This window comes from Shewanella sp. Actino-trap-3 (assembly GCF_002836275.1).
Taxonomy (GTDB): Bacteria; Pseudomonadota; Gammaproteobacteria; order Enterobacterales; family Shewanellaceae; genus Shewanella; species Shewanella psychromarinicola.
Genome location: NZ_PJCE01000001.1, coordinates 3425188 through 3443016 on the forward strand (window position 1 = coordinate 3425188; position 17829 = coordinate 3443016).

Sequence of the window (17829 nt, forward strand, 5' to 3'; positions counted from 1 at the left end):
AAACAGTACGCTAATCATTAGCGCCCTGTTTGTTAGTTAATCTGCATTACTTACGTTCTAGTAATACTCCCGATTCCATGTGGTCGGTATAGGGGAATTGGTCAAATAGCGCAAAGCGAGTGATTTTATGTGTTTGGCCTAAGGTTAACAAATTGTCATTCAGTGTTTCTGGATTGCATGAAATATACAAAATCCGCTCATAACCTTGTATAAGCTTTAATGTTTCAGGGTCAATGCCTGCACGAGGCGGGTCAACAAAGATAGTATTGCAATCGTAACTGTCTAAGTCGATGCCTTCTAAACGTCTAAATTGACGCTTTTTCGCCATCGCATCACTAAAGTCTTCAGCAGACATACGAATAATTTGGACATTATTGACTTTATTAATATCGATATTGTACTGAGCGGCATCAACTGAAGGCTTGGCCAGTTCGGTTGCTAAAACGCGATTGAAATTTTGTGCTAATGCAATAGTAAAATTGCCGTTGCCACAGTACAACTCAAGTAAATCTCCTTGGCTGTTTTTAGTTGCATCAACGGCCCATTCCAACATTTTTACGGATACTTTAGCATTGGGCTGGGTAAAGCTATTTTCTATCTGCTTATAATATAATCGTTGAGCGTTTACAGTAAGCGTTTCGGTAACATAGTCTTTATCTAAATCGATTTTCTGTTTGCGTGCTCGGCCAATAATACTGACATTAAATTGAGCAGACAATTTTGCCTTTAATTGAGTCGCATGTTCGCGCCATTCTTCATCAAGCTGACGGTGATATAACAAAGAGACCAATATCTCGCCACTTAACGTCGATAAAAAGTCAATTTGAAACAGCCTATAGCGTAACGCAGGATTGGGAGTTAATTCGGTGATTAATGCAGCCATCATTTGATTAATCATCAACCCCGCTGGCAAATATTGATCGCAACGCACTTTAGCATTCAATGCTTTATCAAACATGTAGTAATATAAGTCATCACCTTCATGCCACATTCTAAACTCAGCACGCATGCGATAATGCATAGGCTCAGAAGCAAAGACTTCAAGCTTTGGTGGATTGAAATCGGCAAAGGCCTGTTCTAGCTTGATGCGCTTTTGTTGTAATTGTGCATCGTAGTTTTTAGGATCCATTGCAGCTAAATTCATATCGACCACCTAAGACTGTAAAAAAGGGCGCAAATAGTATACTAAATGACGCTGATGTCTAGTATTACGCGCCTAAGTATAAAATGACATGACGATTAAAACTGAGCATATTCATATTTGGAGCCCCTATTGTCTGGACCTATTTTAGTATTTGATTCTGGTATCGGCGGATTGTCGGTCATGAATGAAATTAGAAAACAGCTGCCACAGCATGATTATTGCTATTTATTTGATAATGCCCGCTTGCCCTATGGCAACTTATCAGAGCAAGAGTTAATAGCTGGATGTGTTGCTCTGATCACCCATCATGCTCGACGTGTTAATGCCAGTATCGTGGTTGTTGCCTGCAATACCGCCAGTACTTTGGTATTGCCGCTATTACGCCAACAATTAACAATTCCTATCGTGGGCGTTGTTCCTGCCATAAAACCTGCCGCGATGTTATCGAAGAAAAAGCACATTGGTTTATTGGCTACGCCGGGCACAGTGAAACGAGATTACACTCAAGCGCTAATCAATCAGTTTGCTGGAAACTGCAAGGTCGAATTATTTGGTACGTCAGATTTAGTGTTACTTGCTGAGCAACATGTGGCGCGTCAGCAAATCGATAGGAATAAACTAAACGATATCTTATTTCCCATAGCGGCATCTAATATTGATGTACTGGTACTGGGCTGTACCCATTTCCCAATGATAGCGTCAGAAATTAGTTATTATCTTGGTGGCGGCGTAACACTATTAGATTCTGGGGAAGCAGTAGCAAAGCGAGTTAGGTTTTTACTGAGCAGAGACAATGATGGAAGTAAACAATTACAAGCGTGTTATACCAAGGATATTAGCGAAGGGCTTAAAGCAACATTAGTCGATTATGGTTTTGGTGATTTTTCGCTGGTAACCATAACCGACTAACAACACTGTTTAAATAGTGCTAAGAATCCGGCTCAATAACGATTAGCTATTTTCTGTATCAGATTCTTGTGATTTAGCTTCTCTTACCTTTAACGTGCGTTCTTGAAAGCTGTAGTCGTTTAATTTCGACATTGCCTTCTGTGCTCCCGCTTCAGACATCTCAACAAACCCAAATCCTTTACGGCGTCCTGTTTTACGGTCTCGTACTAAACGAACGGAGTTAACCGGTCCGTACTCACCGAACAATGCTTTTACTTCTCCCTCATGAACACGATAAGGCAAGTTGCCAACATACAGTGTCATAGTGGGACCTACATACGGTTCCTCTGTAGAATTTGAACCACTAGATGGCATAAAGGTGAAAATTAACGTCGCAACGACTACACCAGCAATAAACGCTACCGAAGATGGTGTGCCGCCAAACTGAGAAAAAACAAAAGCGCCAAGAAGCGCCGCAATCAAAACAATCACGAATGATTTCTGCATAAAATAATCTCTAATGAATAAAAAAATGATAAATAACTGTTAAATACTATTACATACTAATTAAAAATTACCAGATAAACCAGAGTACTGTTGAAAAATTGAGCTTGAAATCAACTTAAATATCAAAAATAAGTGTTTTGTGATTTAGGTGAAGACGGTTCTTTGAACAAAAAAGTTAAAAAAGAATCGATCTGACCAAAAGTTCGACATTCAAAACATTTCATCAATAAAAGCGCTTGCACTAAATCTCAAGCTGCCTATAATGCGCATCCACTGACACGGCAGACAGCGAAAGCAGAAACCGGTTAGCGTTATTTACAACTACTTAATAGTGTTGATAACAGGCAAAAAGAAGTTTGAAAAAACACTTGACGCCATAAAGGGAATGCGTAAAACCCAAGCCAATGACCTAGCGTCTTACGGCGATGCATGAAAGATAGCATCAACGCTCTTTAACAATTTATCAAGTAATCTGTGTGGACATTCACAGGTATTGAGTTATTCGAAATTGTCTTCTGTTCTTCGGAATGTTGGCAATCAAAAAATTTCAACTCAATGCAACGATGAGTGTTCATAGTAATATGTACAAACATTATTTAGATTCTTCCGAGTCTAATTAATGAAATCAGAATTCATTGAGCCGAAAGCATCGTTCTTACTTGTAAGAGTGGGGTTTTCAAAAAACTTTAATTGAAGAGTTTGATCATGGCTCAGATTGAACGCTGGCGGCAGGCCTAACACATGCAAGTCGAGCGGTAACACAAGGGAGCTTGCTCCTGAGGTGACGAGCGGCGGACGGGTGAGTAATGCCTAGGGATCTGCCCAGTCGAGGGGGATAACAGTTGGAAACGACTGCTAATACCGCATACGCCCTACGGGGGAAAGGAGGGGACCTTCGGGCCTTCCGCGACAGGATGAACCTAGGTGGGATTAGCTAGTTGGTGAGGTAATGGCTCACCAAGGCGACGATCCCTAGCTGTTCTGAGAGGATGATCAGCCACACTGGGACTGAGACACGGCCCAGACTCCTACGGGAGGCAGCAGTGGGGAATATTGCACAATGGGGGAAACCCTGATGCAGCCATGCCGCGTGTGTGAAGAAGGCCTTCGGGTTGTAAAGCACTTTCAGTAGGGAGGAAAGGTAGCGTGTTAATAGCCCGTTACTGTGACGTTACCTACAGAAGAAGGACCGGCTAACTCCGTGCCAGCAGCCGCGGTAATACGGAGGGTCCGAGCGTTAATCGGAATTACTGGGCGTAAAGCGTGCGCAGGCGGTTTGTTAAGCCAGATGTGAAATCCCCGGGCTCAACCTGGGAATTGCATTTGGAACTGGCGAACTAGAGTCTTGTAGAGGGGGGTAGAATTCCAGGTGTAGCGGTGAAATGCGTAGATATCTGGAGGAATACCGGTGGCGAAGGCGGCCCCCTGGACAAAGACTGACGCTCATGCACGAAAGCGTGGGGAGCAAACAGGATTAGATACCCTGGTAGTCCACGCCGTAAACGATGTCTACTCGGAGTTTGGTGACTTAGTCACTGGGCTCCCAAGCTAACGCATTAAGTAGACCGCCTGGGGAGTACGGCCGCAAGGTTAAAACTCAAATGAATTGACGGGGGCCCGCACAAGCGGTGGAGCATGTGGTTTAATTCGATGCAACGCGAAGAACCTTACCTACTCTTGACATCCACAGAAGAGACCAGAGATGGACTTGTGCCTTCGGGAACTGTGAGACAGGTGCTGCATGGCTGTCGTCAGCTCGTGTTGTGAAATGTTGGGTTAAGTCCCGCAACGAGCGCAACCCCTATCCTTATTTGCCAGCGCGTAATGGCGGGAACTCTAGGGAGACTGCCGGTGATAAACCGGAGGAAGGTGGGGACGACGTCAAGTCATCATGGCCCTTACGAGTAGGGCTACACACGTGCTACAATGGCAAGTACAGAGGGTTGCAAAGCCGCGAGGTGGAGCTAATCTCACAAAGCTTGTCGTAGTCCGGATCGGAGTCTGCAACTCGACTCCGTGAAGTCGGAATCGCTAGTAATCGTGGATCAGAATGCCACGGTGAATACGTTCCCGGGCCTTGTACACACCGCCCGTCACACCATGGGAGTGGGCTGCAAAAGAAGTGGGTAGTTTAACCTTCGGGAGAACGCTCACCACTTTGTGGTTCATGACTGGGGTGAAGTCGTAACAAGGTAGCCCTAGGGGAACCTGGGGCTGGATCACCTCCTTACCTATACGACTAACTCAATACCTAAAAGTGCAGCGATGCATGTGAGTGTTCACACAGATTACTTGATAGAAAGAAAGAGAAATTACGTTGGGTCTGTAGCTCAGCTGGTTAGAGCGCACCCCTGATAAGGGTGAGGTCGGTGGTTCAAGTCCACTCTGACCCACCAATCTTTCCTACTCTGCGTTGGATGATAACTCGTTTAGTATACTAAACGTCGCTATCAACCGCCTTGATTAGAAACGATTGGCAAGCCAATTTTTTTGGTAAGACCTTCATTGAAGGTAAACGTAAAATCTCAACTGCATGTAAATGGGGCTATAGCTCAGCTGGGAGAGCGCCTGCCTTGCACGCAGGAGGTCTGCGGTTCGATCCCGCATAGCTCCACCATTTACACTTATCATGATGATAAGCATATGCATAGGTTAGAGATGCCAAAGATAAATGAAACTTTATCTTTGGCTTTTTTAAGCCCGCTCTTTAACAATTTGGAAAGCTGATAGTACTAACTAAAGGCGCATGAATAATGATTCGTTGTTATTGGTGTGATTACGTTAGTGCGAAAAATAATACTGATGCGAAAGCATTAGTATCTTGAGTTCTCAAAACACTGTTTAAGTGTCTTGAATATTCTAAAAAACTAAGGCGAGTCCACTTCCTACCCGGAGGTGAGACAAGTAAAAACCAGCTGGTCATGATATGACTCAGAGGTTCACGCAAGTGAAACTCATTTGGGTTGTATGGTTAAGTGACCAAGCGTATACGGTGGATGCCTTGGCAGTCAGAGGCGATGAAGGACGTAATAACTTGCGAAAAGCGTTGGCGAGCTAGTAATAAGCATTTGAGCTAACGATATCCGAATGGGGAAACCCGGCCACATAAGTGGTCATCATAACGTGAATACATAGCGTTATGAGGCGAACCTGGGGAACTGAAACATCTAAGTACCCAGAGGAAAAGAAATCAACCGAGATTCCCCTAGTAGCGGCGAGCGAACGGGGATTAGCCCTTAAGTCTATGGGGTGTTAGTGGAATGTGTTGGAAAGCACAGCGGCACAGGGTGATAGCCCCGTACATGAAAACTAACCGTAGATGAAAACGAGTAAGGCGGGACACGTGACATCCTGTTTGAATATGGGGGGACCATCCTCCAAGGCTAAATACTCCTGACTGACCGATAGTGAACCAGTACCGTGAGGGAAAGGCGAAAAGAACCCCTGTGAGGGGAGTGAAATAGAACCTGAAACCGTGTACGTACAAGCAGTGGGAGCGGTTCTTGAGACCGTGACTGCGTACCTTTTGTATAATGGGTCAGCGACTTACATTTTGTAGCGAGGTTAAGCGAATAGCGGAGCCGTAGGGAAACCGAGTGTTAACTGCGCGTTTAGTTGCAAGGTGTAGACCCGAAACCGAGTGATCTAGCCATGGGCAGGTTGAAGGTTGAGTAACATCAACTGGAGGACCGAACCGACTTATGTTGAAAAATGAGCGGATGACTTGTGGCTGGGGGTGAAAGGCCAATCAAACTCGGAGATATCTGGTTCTCCTCGAAAGCTATTTAGGTAGCGCCTCGAGCGAATACCATTGGGGGTAGAGCACTGTTAAGGCTAGGGGGTCATCCCGACTTACCAACCCTTTGCAAACTCCGAATACCAATGAGTACTACTCGGGAGACAGACAGCGGGTGCTAACGTCCGTTGTCAAAAGGGAAACAACCCAGACCGTCAGCTAAGGTCCCAAAGTGTATGTTAAGTGGGAAACGATGTGGGAAGGCTCAGACAGCTAGGATGTTGGCTTAGAAGCAGCCATCATTTAAAGAAAGCGTAATAGCTCACTAGTCGAGTCGGCCTGCGCGGAAGATTTAACGGGGCTAAACATACCACCGAAGCTACGGGTGCATTTCATTAGAATTGCGCGGTAGAGGAGCGTTCTGTAAGCGGTTGAAGGTGAAGGGGTAACCCACACTGGACGTATCAGAAGTGCGAATGCTGACATGAGTAACGATAAAGGGAGTGAAAAACTCCCTCGCCGAAAGACCAAGGGTTCCTGTCCAACGTTAATCGGGGCAGGGTGAGTCGACCCCTAAGGTGAGGCCGAAAGGCGTAATCGATGGGAAACAGATTAATATTTCTGTACCTTCACTAACTGCGATGGAGAGACGGAGAAGGCTAGGCTAGCGCGGCGTTGGTAGTCCGCGTTTAAGGTGGTAGGTTGTATTCTTAGGCAAATCCGGGGATACGCATTTAATTGCAAGACTGAGGACTGATGACGAGTCACTAAGGTGATGAAGTAGTTGATGCCATACTTCCAGGAAAATCTTCTAAGCTTCAGGTTAGTGGGGATCGTACCCCAAACCGACACAGGTGGTCGGGTAGAGAATACCAAGGCGCTTGAGAGAACTCGGCTGAAGGAACTAGGCAAAATGGTACCGTAACTTCGGGAGAAGGTACGCTGCCGACGGTGATAGGACTTGCTCCTTAAGCTGTTGGCAGTCGCAGATACCAGGTGGCTGCAACTGTTTATCAAAAACACAGTACTGTGCAAAATCGCAAGATGACGTATACGGTATGACGCCTGCCCGGTGCCGGAAGGTTAATTGATTGGGTTATCTTCGGAGAAGCTCATGATCGAAGCCCCGGTAAACGGCGGCCGTAACTATAACGGTCCTAAGGTAGCGAAATTCCTTGTCGGGTAAGTTCCGACCTGCACGAATGGCGTAATGATGGCCACGCTGTCTCCAGCCGAGACTCAGTGAAGTTGAAATTGCGGTGAAGATGCCGTATACCCGCGGCTAGACGGAAAGACCCCGTGAACCTTTACTATAGCTTGGCACTGAACATTGAACCTACATGTGTAGGATAGGTGGGAGACTTTGAAGCTTGGACGCTAGTCTGAGTGGAGTCAATCTTGAAATACCACCCTTGTAGTTTTGATGTTCTAACCGCGGCCCCTAATCGGGGTTCGGGACAGTGCCTGGTGGGTAGTTTGACTGGGGCGGTCTCCTCCCAAAGAGTAACGGAGGAGCACGAAGGTTGGCTAAGTACGGTCGGACATCGTACGGTTAGTGCAATGGCATAAGCCAGCTTAACTGCGAGACATACACGTCGAGCAGGTACGAAAGTAGGTCATAGTGATCCGGTGGTTCTGAATGGAAGGGCCATCGCTCAACGGATAAAAGGTACTCCGGGGATAACAGGCTGATACCGCCCAAGAGTTCATATCGACGGCGGTGTTTGGCACCTCGATGTCGGCTCATCACATCCTGGGGCTGAAGTCGGTCCCAAGGGTATGGCTGTTCGCCATTTAAAGTGGTACGCGAGCTGGGTTCAGAACGTCGTGAGACAGTTCGGTCCCTATCTGCCGTGGGCGTTGGATGATTGAAGGGAGCTGCTCCTAGTACGAGAGGACCGGAGTGGACGAACCGCTGGTGTTCGGGTTGTCATGCCAATGGCATTGCCCGGTAGCTACGTTCGGGATCGATAACCGCTGAAAGCATCTAAGCGGGAAGCGAGCCCTAAGATGAGTCATCCCTAGAGCTTTAAGCTCTCTAAAGGGCCGTAGGAGACTACTACGTTGATAGGCAAGGTGTGTAAGCGTTGTGAGGCGTTGAGCTAACTTGTACTAATGACCCGTGAGGCTTAACCATACAACCCAGATGGGTTTTACTGACCTTAGTGTTAGAATAGAGCGCTTAAACAGTGTTTTGTAGACTCAAAAAAATCAGCTTTCCGAATTATTATTTACGGCCTTAAAGGCGGTAGATATACAAATTTGTCTGGAAACCATAGCATTGTGGCACCACCTGATCCCATTCCGAACTCAGAAGTGAAACGCAATCGCGCCGATGGTAGTTTGGGGTCTCCCCATGCGAGAGTAGGTCATTTCCAGGCGCCTAATTTACTCGAAAGAGTAGTGAAAAAGCCCGCTATTACATAGCGGGCTTTTTTACGTCTGCATTTTAACAAACCGGATCGCTGCGCTGCTAGGGTGGACTGCGTCCTGCTAGGGTCGCTTCGCTGCTAGGGTGGACTGTGTCCTGCTAGGGTAGCTGCGCTGCTAGGGCGGACTGCGTCCTGCTAGAGCTTGCGTTATTCTACTACCGCTATATGGGGCCACATGTCTCGAAATTGGCCGAACAGCGTAGGTTTAACTCGAAATATGTGTTTGAAATATGTGTTTTTAGTCGCTATTTTCGTAGATTTAACCAACTCATATCTCAATAGATCGACCAGAACTGATTTGTTTTGCAACTTGTGAGAATACTTTTATTTGCTCTATTAAATCAAATTTACCTTAAATAACCTGCTTTTTTAAACAGAAACAAACTAATTTAAAGTTATCTTCCCTGTTACAATAACCGCATTCTTTATAAAGTTGATTCTCTATGTCTATATCTTTGGCAGCGTTTAATACCTTTGCTCTTCAGCAGAATTGCACTTCACTTGTTGAAGTGACGAGCAAAGCTGAACTCATTGATATTTGTAATAAATTGTATAAACAACAGTTGCCTATGTTGGTGCTTGGCGGCGGCAGTAATTTGGTTTTTACTGAAGATTATGATGGCACTGTGGTAAAAGTCTCTACAAAAGGGATACAGTTTACTGCAGATGATGATTATCAATATATCACCATTCAAGCCGGCGAAAATTGGCATAACCTAGTTGAGTCCTGTTTGCAAAAACAGATTGATGGTTTAGAAAATATGGCTCTGATCCCTGGGACTGTAGGTGCGGCACCAATACAAAACATTGGTGCCTATGGTGTTGAATTTAATCGGTTCTGTTACGAGATCGAGTTTTTACAACTCGATACAGGACACTTGGTTCGTTTTAACAACCAACAATGTGATTTTGGATATCGTGAGTCTATTTTTAAAAAACAACTCAATAATTTAGCCGTAATTACCGAGGTCACACTGAAATTGGCTAAGCATTGGGTGCCTGTAATAGATTATGGGCCTTTGCAACACTTTGACCCATCGACAGTCACAGCCAAGCAGATATTTGATTGCGTCTGCCACATTCGCCAATCAAAATTGCCAGATCCTAAGGTATTAGGCAATGTCGGTAGTTTTTTCAAAAACCCGCTAGTTTCAACTAAGGCCTATAATGAACTTAAACTTTGTTTTACCGACCTGGTCGCTTATCAACAAGTTGATGGTCAATATAAACTTGCTGCAGGTTGGTTAATCGATTACGTCGGTTTAAAAGGGGTTAATATCGGTGATGCTGCCGTTCATCAAGATCAAGCTTTGGTGTTGGTTAACCTCGGTCACGCTACTGGCAAACAAGTCTGTCAATTAGCGAAATACGTCATCCAGATGGTTTTTGACAAGTTTGCTGTCATATTACAACCCGAGCCTAGGATTATGGGTTCAGTTGGGGAGATAGAAATAAAATGAATGAACATTGGTCACGCAAGCGCCAAATATTAGCGTGTTTACACCATGATCGTTTTGTTTCGGGTGAGGTCATTGCGCAGTCTTTATCGCTTTCTCGTGCAGCAATTAATCAGCATATCGATGCATTGAAAGACTATGGTATTGAAATATACAGTGTAAAGGGCCGAGGCTATAAATTAGCAAAGCCTCTGTCACTGGTAAATGAGTCACATCTTGTTAATGGTGTTGATGGGCGCTGTTTTTATTTTGATGAAACGACAAGCACTAATGCTTTTATGCTTGGACATGCTGCTGAACTGAAATCCGGTGATATTTGTATTGCTGAATATCAATCTGCCGGCCGTGGAAGAAGAGGAAGGCAATGGTTATCCCCTTATGGTCACCATATTTATGCCTCTATGTTTTGGCGCTTAAATGGCGATATTAGCCAAGCAAGTGGTTTAAGCCTCGTTATTGGCTGTTCTATAGCTAAAACATTATCAAATTTTGGTGTCCAAGGATTGGGATTAAAGTGGCCAAATGATATTTACCTTGATAATAAGAAATTGGCAGGAATTTTAGTGGAAATCTCTCATTGCACAGACCAACAAACCGAACTAGTGCTTGGTTTTGGTATTAATATGAGTATGTCTGCTGAGCAAGGTGAGCTTATTGACCAGCCATGGAGTGACCTATCCAGTTTGATGAGTATGCCTGATAAAACCGAGCTATTGATTAAACTGCATAAAACCCTTAAGGCTGATCTGCAGTTATTCGAGCAGAAAGGGTTAGAGGTTTTTTTAGACCGCTGGAATGAATTTGATTTATTTGTTAATCGTGATGTTACCCTGTTAATGGCCCCTAATTCAGTTAGTGGTATTTACCGAGGTATTGATAAACAAGGGGCGTTAATACTTGAAACCGAACAAGGTGTTAAGCGCTATCTAGGTGGTGAAATTAGTCTTAGGTCAGCACTGTAGAGGGTAAACATGAGCCTAGTTATAGGCGCATATGTTATTATTTTCTCAATAAAACGCGGTCCATTAAGTGATTTGGTCCCTTTTGTAAAATGAGGTGGGCCCGCTCTCGCGTTGGCCGAATATTTAATGATAAATTCGGCCCATTAATAGTATCCCAAATGTTCGCCGCAATAACATTAGCTTCATCATCGGATAGAGATGAATAGTGATGAAAAAATGAGTTTGGATCACTAAATGCACCTTGCCTGAATTGTAAAAATCGTTGTTTGTACCAGTCTTTCAGTAATGATTCTTCAGCATCGACATAAATAGAAAAATCTACAAAATCTGAAACAAACGGCCTCCTTGTATCAACCGGGCTGTCTAAGCCTGTTTGCAGCACATTTAAGCCTTCTAAGATTAAAATGTCAGGCTGACATATGGATTGATGTTCATCGTAGCGTCTATCGTATGTCACATGCGAGTAAAGCGGGGCAATAACTTCTTCATTACCTGCTTTTACCGCAGAAATAAATTCCACTAACATTTTCATGTCATAGCTTTCAGGAAAGCCTTTACGCTGTAGTAATCCTTTGCGTTTAAGGTCTGCTAATGGATATAAAAAACCATCAGTGGTGACTAAATCAACTTTAGGATGCTCAGGCCAACGTTGCAATAACGTTTGTAATATTCGCGCTGTGGTACTCTTACCAACCGCAACGCTTCCTGCGATACTAATAATATACGGACCTGGAGATGCTCTCTGCTCGAGAAAATTATCAAGAACCAGTCCACGCTGTTGCTTAGAGCCGACAAATAAATTCAGTAAACGACTGAGGGGAAGGTAAATGTCAGTGACTTCGTCTAAAGACAGCTTTTCATTCATACCACGCAGGTTTTCTAATTCAGCCTGACTCAATGTGAGCGGCACCGATTTGCGTAATTCAGCCCAATGCTTGCGCTGAAAAGCAAAGTAGAGTGCATCTTGTATTGAGTTAATTGGGTTCATCACCATTCCTCTAGTTTGGTCAGGCACATTACACTATCGAATAAATGGCGACAATAGTTTGGTCTTCATTTGTATTAATCACTAATTACATTTGTCTGCAAATCACACTTTCTATTCAAAATGAGTGCAAAAAAGCGTCATTTGAAACTTTTTTTAGGTTTTTTACCATTTAGCTATTGCACTCCGAGGCACATTTACCTAATATCCGAACCCGAAATGATGCGCCGGCATAGCTCAGTTGGTAGAGCAACTGACTTGTAATCAGTAGGTCCCGAGTTCGACTCTTGGTGCCGGCACCATTTTTCTGGAGGGGTTCCCGAGTGGCCAAAGGGATCAGACTGTAAATCTGACGGCTCAGCCTTCGAAGGTTCGAATCCTTCTCCCTCCACCATTTTCTAGGTAGTTAGGTAGCCTAAATAGGTTGCGCGGATGTCGTATAATGGTATTACTCCAGCCTTCCAAGCTGATAACGCGGGTTCGATTCCCGCCATCCGCTCCAAATTTGTTCGCTGATATGGCTCGGTTGGTAGAGCGCACCCTTGTTAAGGGTGAGGTCGGTAGTACGAATATGCCTACCAACACCAGCCTGTTATGAATAAGCATCCTAACCCTAAATAATCGATTCGATGTCATTTTATGCATCGGATTTTTACTATATGTGTTTTCATCACCAAGATAGTTGGACTGAGGCAATACCATGGCAAAAGCTAAATTTGAACGTAACAAGCCCCATGTAAACGTGGGCACCATCGGTCACGTTGACCATGGTAAAACAACCTTAACAGCAGCAATTTCTGCCGTTTTGTCTAAGACATATGGTGGTGAAGCTCGTAACTTCGCTCAAATCGATAACGCTCCAGAAGAGCGTGAGCGCGGTATTACAATTAATACTTCTCACATCGAATATGACACACCATTACGTCACTACGCACACGTAGATTGTCCAGGTCACGCGGATTATGTTAAGAACATGATTACCGGTGCTGCACAGATGGACGGCGCAATCTTAGTAGTAGCTGCTACTGATGGCCCAATGCCACAAACACGTGAGCACATCTTGCTTTCTCGTCAAGTAGGTGTCCCTTTCATCATCGTATTCATGAACAAATGTGACATGGTAGATGATGAAGAATTACTAGAATTAGTAGAAATGGAAGTGCGTGAGCTTCTTTCAGAATACGACTTCCCAGGTGATGATTTACCAGTAATCCAAGGTTCAGCGCTTAAGGCACTAGAAGGCCAGCCAGAGTGGGAAGCTAAAATTCTTGAGCTTGCAGAAGCTTTAGATACTTATATTCCAGAGCCAGAGCGTGACATCGATAAGCCGTTCCTACTACCAATCGAAGACGTATTCTCGATTTCAGGTCGTGGAACAGTGGTAACCGGTCGTGTTGAACGTGGTATCGTTCGTATATCAGACGAAGTAGAAATTGTTGGTGTTAGACCAACAACTAAAACGACTTGTACTGGTGTAGAAATGTTCCGTAAGTTACTTGACGAAGGTCGTGCTGGCGAAAACTGTGGTGTGTTATTACGTGGAACTAAGCGTGATGATGTTGAACGTGGTCAAGTACTAGCTAAGCCTGGTTCAATTAACCCACACACAACATTCGAGTCAGAAGTCTACGTGTTGTCCAAAGAAGAAGGCGGACGTCATACTCCATTCTTCAAAGGCTACCGTCCACAGTTCTTCTTCCGTACAACAGACGTAACAGGCACAATTGAGTTACCAGAAGGCGTAGAAATGGTTATGCCTGGTGATAACATCAAGATGGTAGTTACACTGATTTACCCAATCGCGATGGATGACGGTTTACGTTTTGCTATCCGTGAAGGTGGCCGTACAGTTGGTGCAGGTGTTGTAGCTAAAATTATCGCGTAATAGCGACTTTAGTGAACACTGAAAAAGGAAGCCTCGGCTTCCTTTTTTATTTTTAGGGTGAAATTGAGAACAAAATTTGATTTTTTGATTGATTTTTTAACCATACCCTACCTGCATTGTTGCGAATAAAGCTGAATAAGAATACAATCTATGACCGATTTTGGACCCTGTGCTTATGCATTTTCTGGGAAAGTTCGGAAATGCGGATTTGGTAAATATGTTGTTTACCAAGCTAAGCTCAGGTCGTAGTGAGTAACGGAATTAACCGATGAAAACAAATATTGAAAACCAGAGTGATTCTTTGGATATCGTTAAGTGGGGCGTAGCAGCATTGCTAGTTGCTACTGCTGTTATAGGCAATCAATTTTATGCAGATGCTAATGTAGTGGCCCGTGTTGCTGGGGTTATTATTGCCTTTGCTATTGCAGGTGTCATTGCGCTGCAGACAAGCAAGGGTAAGCAGGCACAATCTTTTGCGCGTGAAGCACATATTGAAGTGCGTAAAGTCGTTTGGCCAACTCGCCAAGAGGCGCTGAACACTACTTTTATTGTACTTGCAGCTACTGCTGTAATGGCATTAATCCTTTGGGGATTAGATGCAATATTGTTACGAGTAGTCAATTTAATTACTGGCGTATAGGCATCTGAAAATGACTGAAGTTACAGAAGCGAAAAAAAGATGGTATGTGATCCAAGCTTTCTCGGGCTACGAAGGCCGTGTGCTTAAAACACTGCTCGAACATATCAGAATGCACAATATGGAAGAGTACTTCGGTGAGATCTTAGTTCCTACTGAAGAAGTTGTTGAAATGCGTGCCGGTCAACGTCGTAAAAGCGAACGTAAATTCTTCCCTGGTTATGTACTAGTCCAGATGGAAATGAATGATGATAGTTGGCACTTAGTCAAAAGTATTCCTCGTGTAATGGGCTTTATTGGTGGCACATCAGATCGCCCTTCACCGATTTCTGACAAAGAAGCTGACGCTATTCTTCAACGTCTTCAAGATACTGTTGAATCTCCAACTCATCGTATTATGTATGAACCTGGTGAAGTTGTTCGTGTGTGCGACGGTCCATTTGCAGACTTTAACGGTACTATTGAAGAAGTCGATTATGAAAAGAACCGTATTAAGGTTTCTGTGATGATTTTCGGTCGTTCAACACCAGTAGAATTAGATTTTCATCAGGTCGAAAAGAGCTGATTAAAATAAATACAAATAAATATTGTTTGCGAGTGTAGTTTTTTATATAATTCGCACCCGTTGTTTTCAGGGGAGCATATTGGCATGTCGCCAAAATGCGTTTGAACCCAAATTGAGGATATGTCGACATGGCAAAGAAAATTGAAGCTTATATTAAGCTACAAGTAGCAGCTGGCGCTGCAAACCCGTCTCCACCAGTTGGTCCTGCTTTAGGTCAAAAAGGTGTGAACATCATGGAATTTTGTAAAGCATTCAACGCTCGTACTGAAAAGTTCGAGAAAGGTATGCCGATCCCTGTTGTTATCACTGTCTATAGTGACCGTTCTTTTACTTTTGTAACTAAGACTCCACCTGCATCTTTCCTACTGCTTAAAGCACTAGGTCTGAAATCAGGTTCTGGCCGTCCTAATACTGATAAAGTAGGAACTATCAAGCGTAGCGTTGTTCAGGAAATTGCTGAATCTAAAGCCGCTGATATGACTGGTGCTGATATTGAAGCGATGACTCGCTCAATTGAAGGTACTGCACGTTCAATGGGTTTGGTAGTAGAGGATTAATATAATGGCAAAGCTAACTAAGCGCGGTCGCGTTATTCGCGAAAAAGTTGATGTAACAAAACAGTATGACATCAGCGAAGCTGTAATACTTTTAAAAGAATTAGCAACTGCTAAATTTGTTGAAAGTGTTGACGTTGCTGTTAACCTAGGTATCGATCCTCGTAAATCAGATCAAAACGTGCGTGGTGCTACTGTACTTCCACACGGTACTGGTCGTGACGTTCGTGTTGCTGTATTCACACAAGGTGCTAACGCTGAAGCGGCTAAAGCTGCTGGTGCAGAACTTGTGGGTATGGAAGATCTAGCTGCACAAGTTAAAGCTGGCGAAATGAACTTTGATGTTGTTATTGCCTCTCCAGATGCAATGCGCGTTGTTGGTATGTTAGGTCAAATCTTAGGCCCTCGTGGTTTAATGCCTAACCCTAAAACGGGTACAGTAACGCCAAACGTTGCTGAAGCAGTTAAGAATGCCAAAGCGGGTCAAGTTCGTTACAGAAACGACAAAAATGGTATTATCCATACAACTATCGGCAAAGTAACTTTTACTACCGAACAGTTGAAAGAAAATTTAGAATCGTTAGTGTCAGCACTGAAAAAGGCTAAGCCTGCAGTTGCTAAAGGCATTTACGTGAAAAAAATAAGCGTCTCTACCACTATGGGTGCAGGCGTTGCTATCGACCAGAGTTCTTTGGAAGAAGCGAAGTAATATACAAGGAGCGCGTATTAGTCTATAATATGCGCACTTTGTGGGTTGAAGCCGCTTTTATTCATTAATTTTCGAATTTTTGGATAATAGAGTCGGTTTCCGTCCAAGACCGCAGGTGTTAATCGTCAGATTGACTTAATTTCCAGCGTAGACGGTGTCAGGCCCCAGCTAAATTTTTTTACTGGAAATCTGCACCGTAAGTAATTAAACACATATGTGTTTAATTTGGTAAATACTAGGGAATTCCCTAGGTAGAATCCAGGAGTAAAGCCAATGGCATTAAGACTCGAAGACAAAAAGGCAATTGTTGCTGAAGTCAACGAAGCTGCCAAAGGTGCACTTTCTGCAGTTGTTGCCGATTCACGCGGCGTGACTGTAGGTGCTATGACCGGTCTGCGTAAAGCTGCTCGCGAAAATGGTGTGTTTGTACGTGTAGTACGTAACACTCTTGCTCGTCGTGCAGTTGAAGGTACAGCTTTTGAGTGCCTAGCAGATACGTTCACCGGCCCAACTTTGATAGCTTTCTCTAATGTGCACCCAGGTGCAGCAGCGCGTCTTTTAAAAGACTTCGCTAAGGGACAAGCAAAATTTGAAGTTAAAGGTGCAGCTTTCGAAGGGATGTTTATCCCTGCAGCTGATATTGATCGTTTAGCGAAACTACCAACATACGAAGAAGCACTAGCTCAGTTGATGATGACTATGAAAGAAGCATCTGCTGGCAAATTCGTTCGTACATTGGCCGCCCTTCGCGATCAAAAACAAGACGCCGCTTAATTTTAAGCAGGCAGCTTAATAAAATTGAATTCAGAACAATAGGAAATATTTCTAATGTCTATCACTAAAGACCAAATCTTAGAAGCTTTCGCAGCAATGTCTGTAATGGAAGTTGTTGAACTAATCGAAGCTATGGAAGAGAAATTCGGCGTTTCTGCTGCAGCTGCAGTAGTTTCAGGCGGCGGCGAAGCTGCTGTTGTTGAAGAGCAAACAGAATTTGATGTAGTTCTTACATCATTTGGCGAAAACAAAGTATCAGTTATTAAAGCGCTTCGTAGCGCTACAGGTTTAGGCCTGAAAGAAGCTAAGACTATGGCTGAATCTTCTCCAATCGCAGTTAAAGAAGCTGTGTCTAAAGAAGAAGCTGCAACACTTAAAGCTAGTTTAGAAGCTGCTGGTGCATCTGTTGAAGTTAAGTAAGCTATAATCTAGCTTGCATCACCCAAGTAATTGGGTGAAGGCTGGCGGTTTTTTAACCGTCGGCCTTTTTTGCGCTTTATGCGCAGGCGATTTTTTTTCACCGTTTATCGCCAGTTTTAGCAGTCCCTAGCAGAGATTACTGGTTAGGTTCTTGCCATCAACGGTGATGGGCAA

General features: G+C 44.0%; 13 protein-coding genes, 6 tRNA genes and 3 rRNA genes. 19 read left to right on the forward strand and 3 right to left on the reverse strand.

The features are described from left to right. Positions 1 to 46: 46 nt before the first annotated feature. The gene (trmA, locus tag CXF80_RS14735) at positions 47 to 1144 is read right to left on the reverse strand and encodes a tRNA (uridine(54)-C5)-methyltransferase TrmA (protein ID WP_101033670.1); all 1098 of its coding nucleotides are present in this window, start codon (positions 1142 to 1144) and stop codon (positions 47 to 49) included. A gap of 129 nt (positions 1145 to 1273) precedes the next feature. Here trmA and murI point away from each other — a divergent pair, with 129 nt between their 5' ends. Then, positions 1274 to 2053, forward strand: a complete 780-nt coding sequence (gene murI, locus CXF80_RS14740) for a glutamate racemase (RefSeq protein ID WP_101033673.1) — start codon at positions 1274 to 1276, stop codon at positions 2051 to 2053. Between the two features lie 42 nt (positions 2054 to 2095). Here murI and CXF80_RS14745 read toward each other — a convergent pair whose 3' ends face one another. Next, a complete protein-coding gene (locus CXF80_RS14745) occupies positions 2096 to 2539 on the reverse strand; it encodes an RNA recognition motif domain-containing protein (RefSeq protein ID WP_101033675.1) in 444 nt (147 codons plus the stop codon). A 687-nt stretch (positions 2540 to 3226) separates the two neighbouring features. On the opposite strand from CXF80_RS14745, the gene CXF80_RS14750 reads away from it, so the two are divergent. The 7 genes from CXF80_RS14750 (at position 3227) to birA (ending at position 11126) form a co-directional block, all read left to right on the forward strand. Beyond that, positions 3227 to 4769: ribosomal RNA gene (locus CXF80_RS14750) — 16S ribosomal RNA — on the forward strand. Between the two features lie 89 nt (positions 4770 to 4858). Further along, a tRNA-Ile gene (locus tag CXF80_RS14755) sits at positions 4859 to 4935 on the forward strand. 145 nt (positions 4936 to 5080) lie between these two features. After that, positions 5081 to 5156: transfer RNA gene (locus CXF80_RS14760), tRNA-Ala, on the forward strand. A gap of 352 nt (positions 5157 to 5508) precedes the next feature. Beyond that, a 23S ribosomal RNA gene (locus tag CXF80_RS14765) occupies positions 5509 to 8412 on the forward strand. Between the two features lie 128 nt (positions 8413 to 8540). After that, positions 8541 to 8656 (forward strand): 5S ribosomal RNA (gene rrf / locus CXF80_RS14770). Together the 16S, 23S and 5S rRNA genes with 2 tRNA genes alongside form the textbook arrangement of a ribosomal RNA operon. A gap of 494 nt (positions 8657 to 9150) precedes the next feature. After that, positions 9151 to 10167 carry a UDP-N-acetylmuramate dehydrogenase gene (murB, locus tag CXF80_RS14775; RefSeq protein WP_101033677.1) on the forward strand — a complete coding sequence of 339 codons (1017 nt, stop codon included), beginning with the start codon at positions 9151 to 9153 and terminating at the stop codon, positions 10165 to 10167. Beyond that, the gene (gene birA, locus CXF80_RS14780) at positions 10164 to 11126 is read left to right on the forward strand and encodes a bifunctional biotin--[acetyl-CoA-carboxylase] ligase/biotin operon repressor BirA (RefSeq protein WP_101033679.1); all 963 of its coding nucleotides are present in this window, start codon (positions 10164 to 10166) and stop codon (positions 11124 to 11126) included. Before murB ends, birA begins: the two co-directional genes overlap by 4 nt. 37 nt (positions 11127 to 11163) lie before the next feature. Here birA and coaA read toward each other — a convergent pair whose 3' ends face one another. Then, positions 11164 to 12114: a type I pantothenate kinase gene (gene coaA, locus CXF80_RS14785; protein ID WP_101033681.1), complete on the reverse strand. Its 951-nt coding sequence runs from the start codon at positions 12112 to 12114 to the stop codon at positions 11164 to 11166. A 223-nt stretch (positions 12115 to 12337) separates the two neighbouring features. Between coaA and CXF80_RS14790 the strand changes: the two genes are divergently transcribed. The 11 genes from CXF80_RS14790 to rplL all read left to right on the forward strand — a co-directional run bounded on the left by CXF80_RS14790 (position 12338) and on the right by rplL (position 17655). Then, positions 12338 to 12413, forward strand: a tRNA-Thr gene (locus CXF80_RS14790). Positions 12414 to 12420: 7 nt separating this feature from the next. Next, a tRNA-Tyr gene (locus CXF80_RS14795) sits at positions 12421 to 12505 on the forward strand. 34 nt (positions 12506 to 12539) lie between these two features. Next, a tRNA-Gly gene (locus CXF80_RS14800) sits at positions 12540 to 12613 on the forward strand. Positions 12614 to 12622: 9 nt separating this feature from the next. Further along, a tRNA-Asn gene (locus CXF80_RS14805) sits at positions 12623 to 12698 on the forward strand. Positions 12699 to 12811: 113 nt separating this feature from the next. After that, positions 12812 to 13996, forward strand: coding sequence for an elongation factor Tu (tuf, locus tag CXF80_RS14810; RefSeq protein ID WP_101033683.1), 1185 nt, complete (start codon positions 12812 to 12814; stop codon positions 13994 to 13996). A 268-nt stretch (positions 13997 to 14264) separates the two neighbouring features. Beyond that, on the forward strand, positions 14265 to 14636 hold the full coding sequence (gene secE / locus CXF80_RS14815; protein WP_101033685.1) for a preprotein translocase subunit SecE: 372 nt from the start codon (positions 14265 to 14267) through the stop codon (positions 14634 to 14636). 10 nt (positions 14637 to 14646) lie between these two features. After that, positions 14647 to 15198 (forward strand): transcription termination/antitermination protein NusG, encoded by a 552-nt coding sequence (gene nusG, locus CXF80_RS14820; protein ID WP_101033687.1) that lies wholly within the window; start codon positions 14647 to 14649, stop codon positions 15196 to 15198. 128 nt (positions 15199 to 15326) lie between these two features. Next, positions 15327 to 15755: a 50S ribosomal protein L11 gene (gene rplK / locus CXF80_RS14825; RefSeq protein ID WP_101033689.1), complete on the forward strand. Its 429-nt coding sequence runs from the start codon at positions 15327 to 15329 to the stop codon at positions 15753 to 15755. 4 nt (positions 15756 to 15759) lie between these two features. Beyond that, positions 15760 to 16461, forward strand: a complete 702-nt coding sequence (gene rplA, locus CXF80_RS14830; protein WP_101033691.1) for a 50S ribosomal protein L1 — start codon at positions 15760 to 15762, stop codon at positions 16459 to 16461. A 273-nt stretch (positions 16462 to 16734) separates the two neighbouring features. Next, the gene (gene rplJ, locus CXF80_RS14835; RefSeq protein ID WP_101033693.1) at positions 16735 to 17235 is read left to right on the forward strand and encodes a 50S ribosomal protein L10; all 501 of its coding nucleotides are present in this window, start codon (positions 16735 to 16737) and stop codon (positions 17233 to 17235) included. A 54-nt stretch (positions 17236 to 17289) separates the two neighbouring features. Beyond that, positions 17290 to 17655, forward strand: coding sequence for a 50S ribosomal protein L7/L12 (gene rplL / locus CXF80_RS14840; protein WP_101033695.1), 366 nt, complete (start codon positions 17290 to 17292; stop codon positions 17653 to 17655). Positions 17656 to 17829 lie beyond the last annotated feature (174 nt).

Bases quoted from the DNA above. Each gene is read 5' to 3' on its own strand.
- trmA (WP_101033670.1), bottom strand. From the start codon at position 1,144: ATGAATTTAGCTGCAATGGATCCTAAAAACTACGATGCACAATTACAA.
- CXF80_RS14745 (WP_101033675.1), bottom strand. From the start codon at position 2,539: ATGCAGAAATCATTCGTGATTGTTTTGATTGCGGCGCTTCTTGGCGCT.
- murB (WP_101033677.1), top strand. From the start codon at position 9,151: ATGTCTATATCTTTGGCAGCGTTTAATACCTTTGCTCTTCAGCAGAAT.
- birA (WP_101033679.1), top strand. From the start codon at position 10,164: ATGAATGAACATTGGTCACGCAAGCGCCAAATATTAGCGTGTTTACAC.
- coaA (WP_101033681.1), bottom strand. From the start codon at position 12,114: ATGAACCCAATTAACTCAATACAAGATGCACTCTACTTTGCTTTTCAG.
- tuf (WP_101033683.1), top strand. From the start codon at position 12,812: ATGGCAAAAGCTAAATTTGAACGTAACAAGCCCCATGTAAACGTGGGC.
- secE (WP_101033685.1), top strand. From the start codon at position 14,265: ATGAAAACAAATATTGAAAACCAGAGTGATTCTTTGGATATCGTTAAG.
- nusG (WP_101033687.1), top strand. From the start codon at position 14,647: ATGACTGAAGTTACAGAAGCGAAAAAAAGATGGTATGTGATCCAAGCT.
- rplK (WP_101033689.1), top strand. From the start codon at position 15,327: ATGGCAAAGAAAATTGAAGCTTATATTAAGCTACAAGTAGCAGCTGGC.
- rplA (WP_101033691.1), top strand. From the start codon at position 15,760: ATGGCAAAGCTAACTAAGCGCGGTCGCGTTATTCGCGAAAAAGTTGAT.
- rplJ (WP_101033693.1), top strand. From the start codon at position 16,735: ATGGCATTAAGACTCGAAGACAAAAAGGCAATTGTTGCTGAAGTCAAC.
- rplL (WP_101033695.1), top strand. From the start codon at position 17,290: ATGTCTATCACTAAAGACCAAATCTTAGAAGCTTTCGCAGCAATGTCT.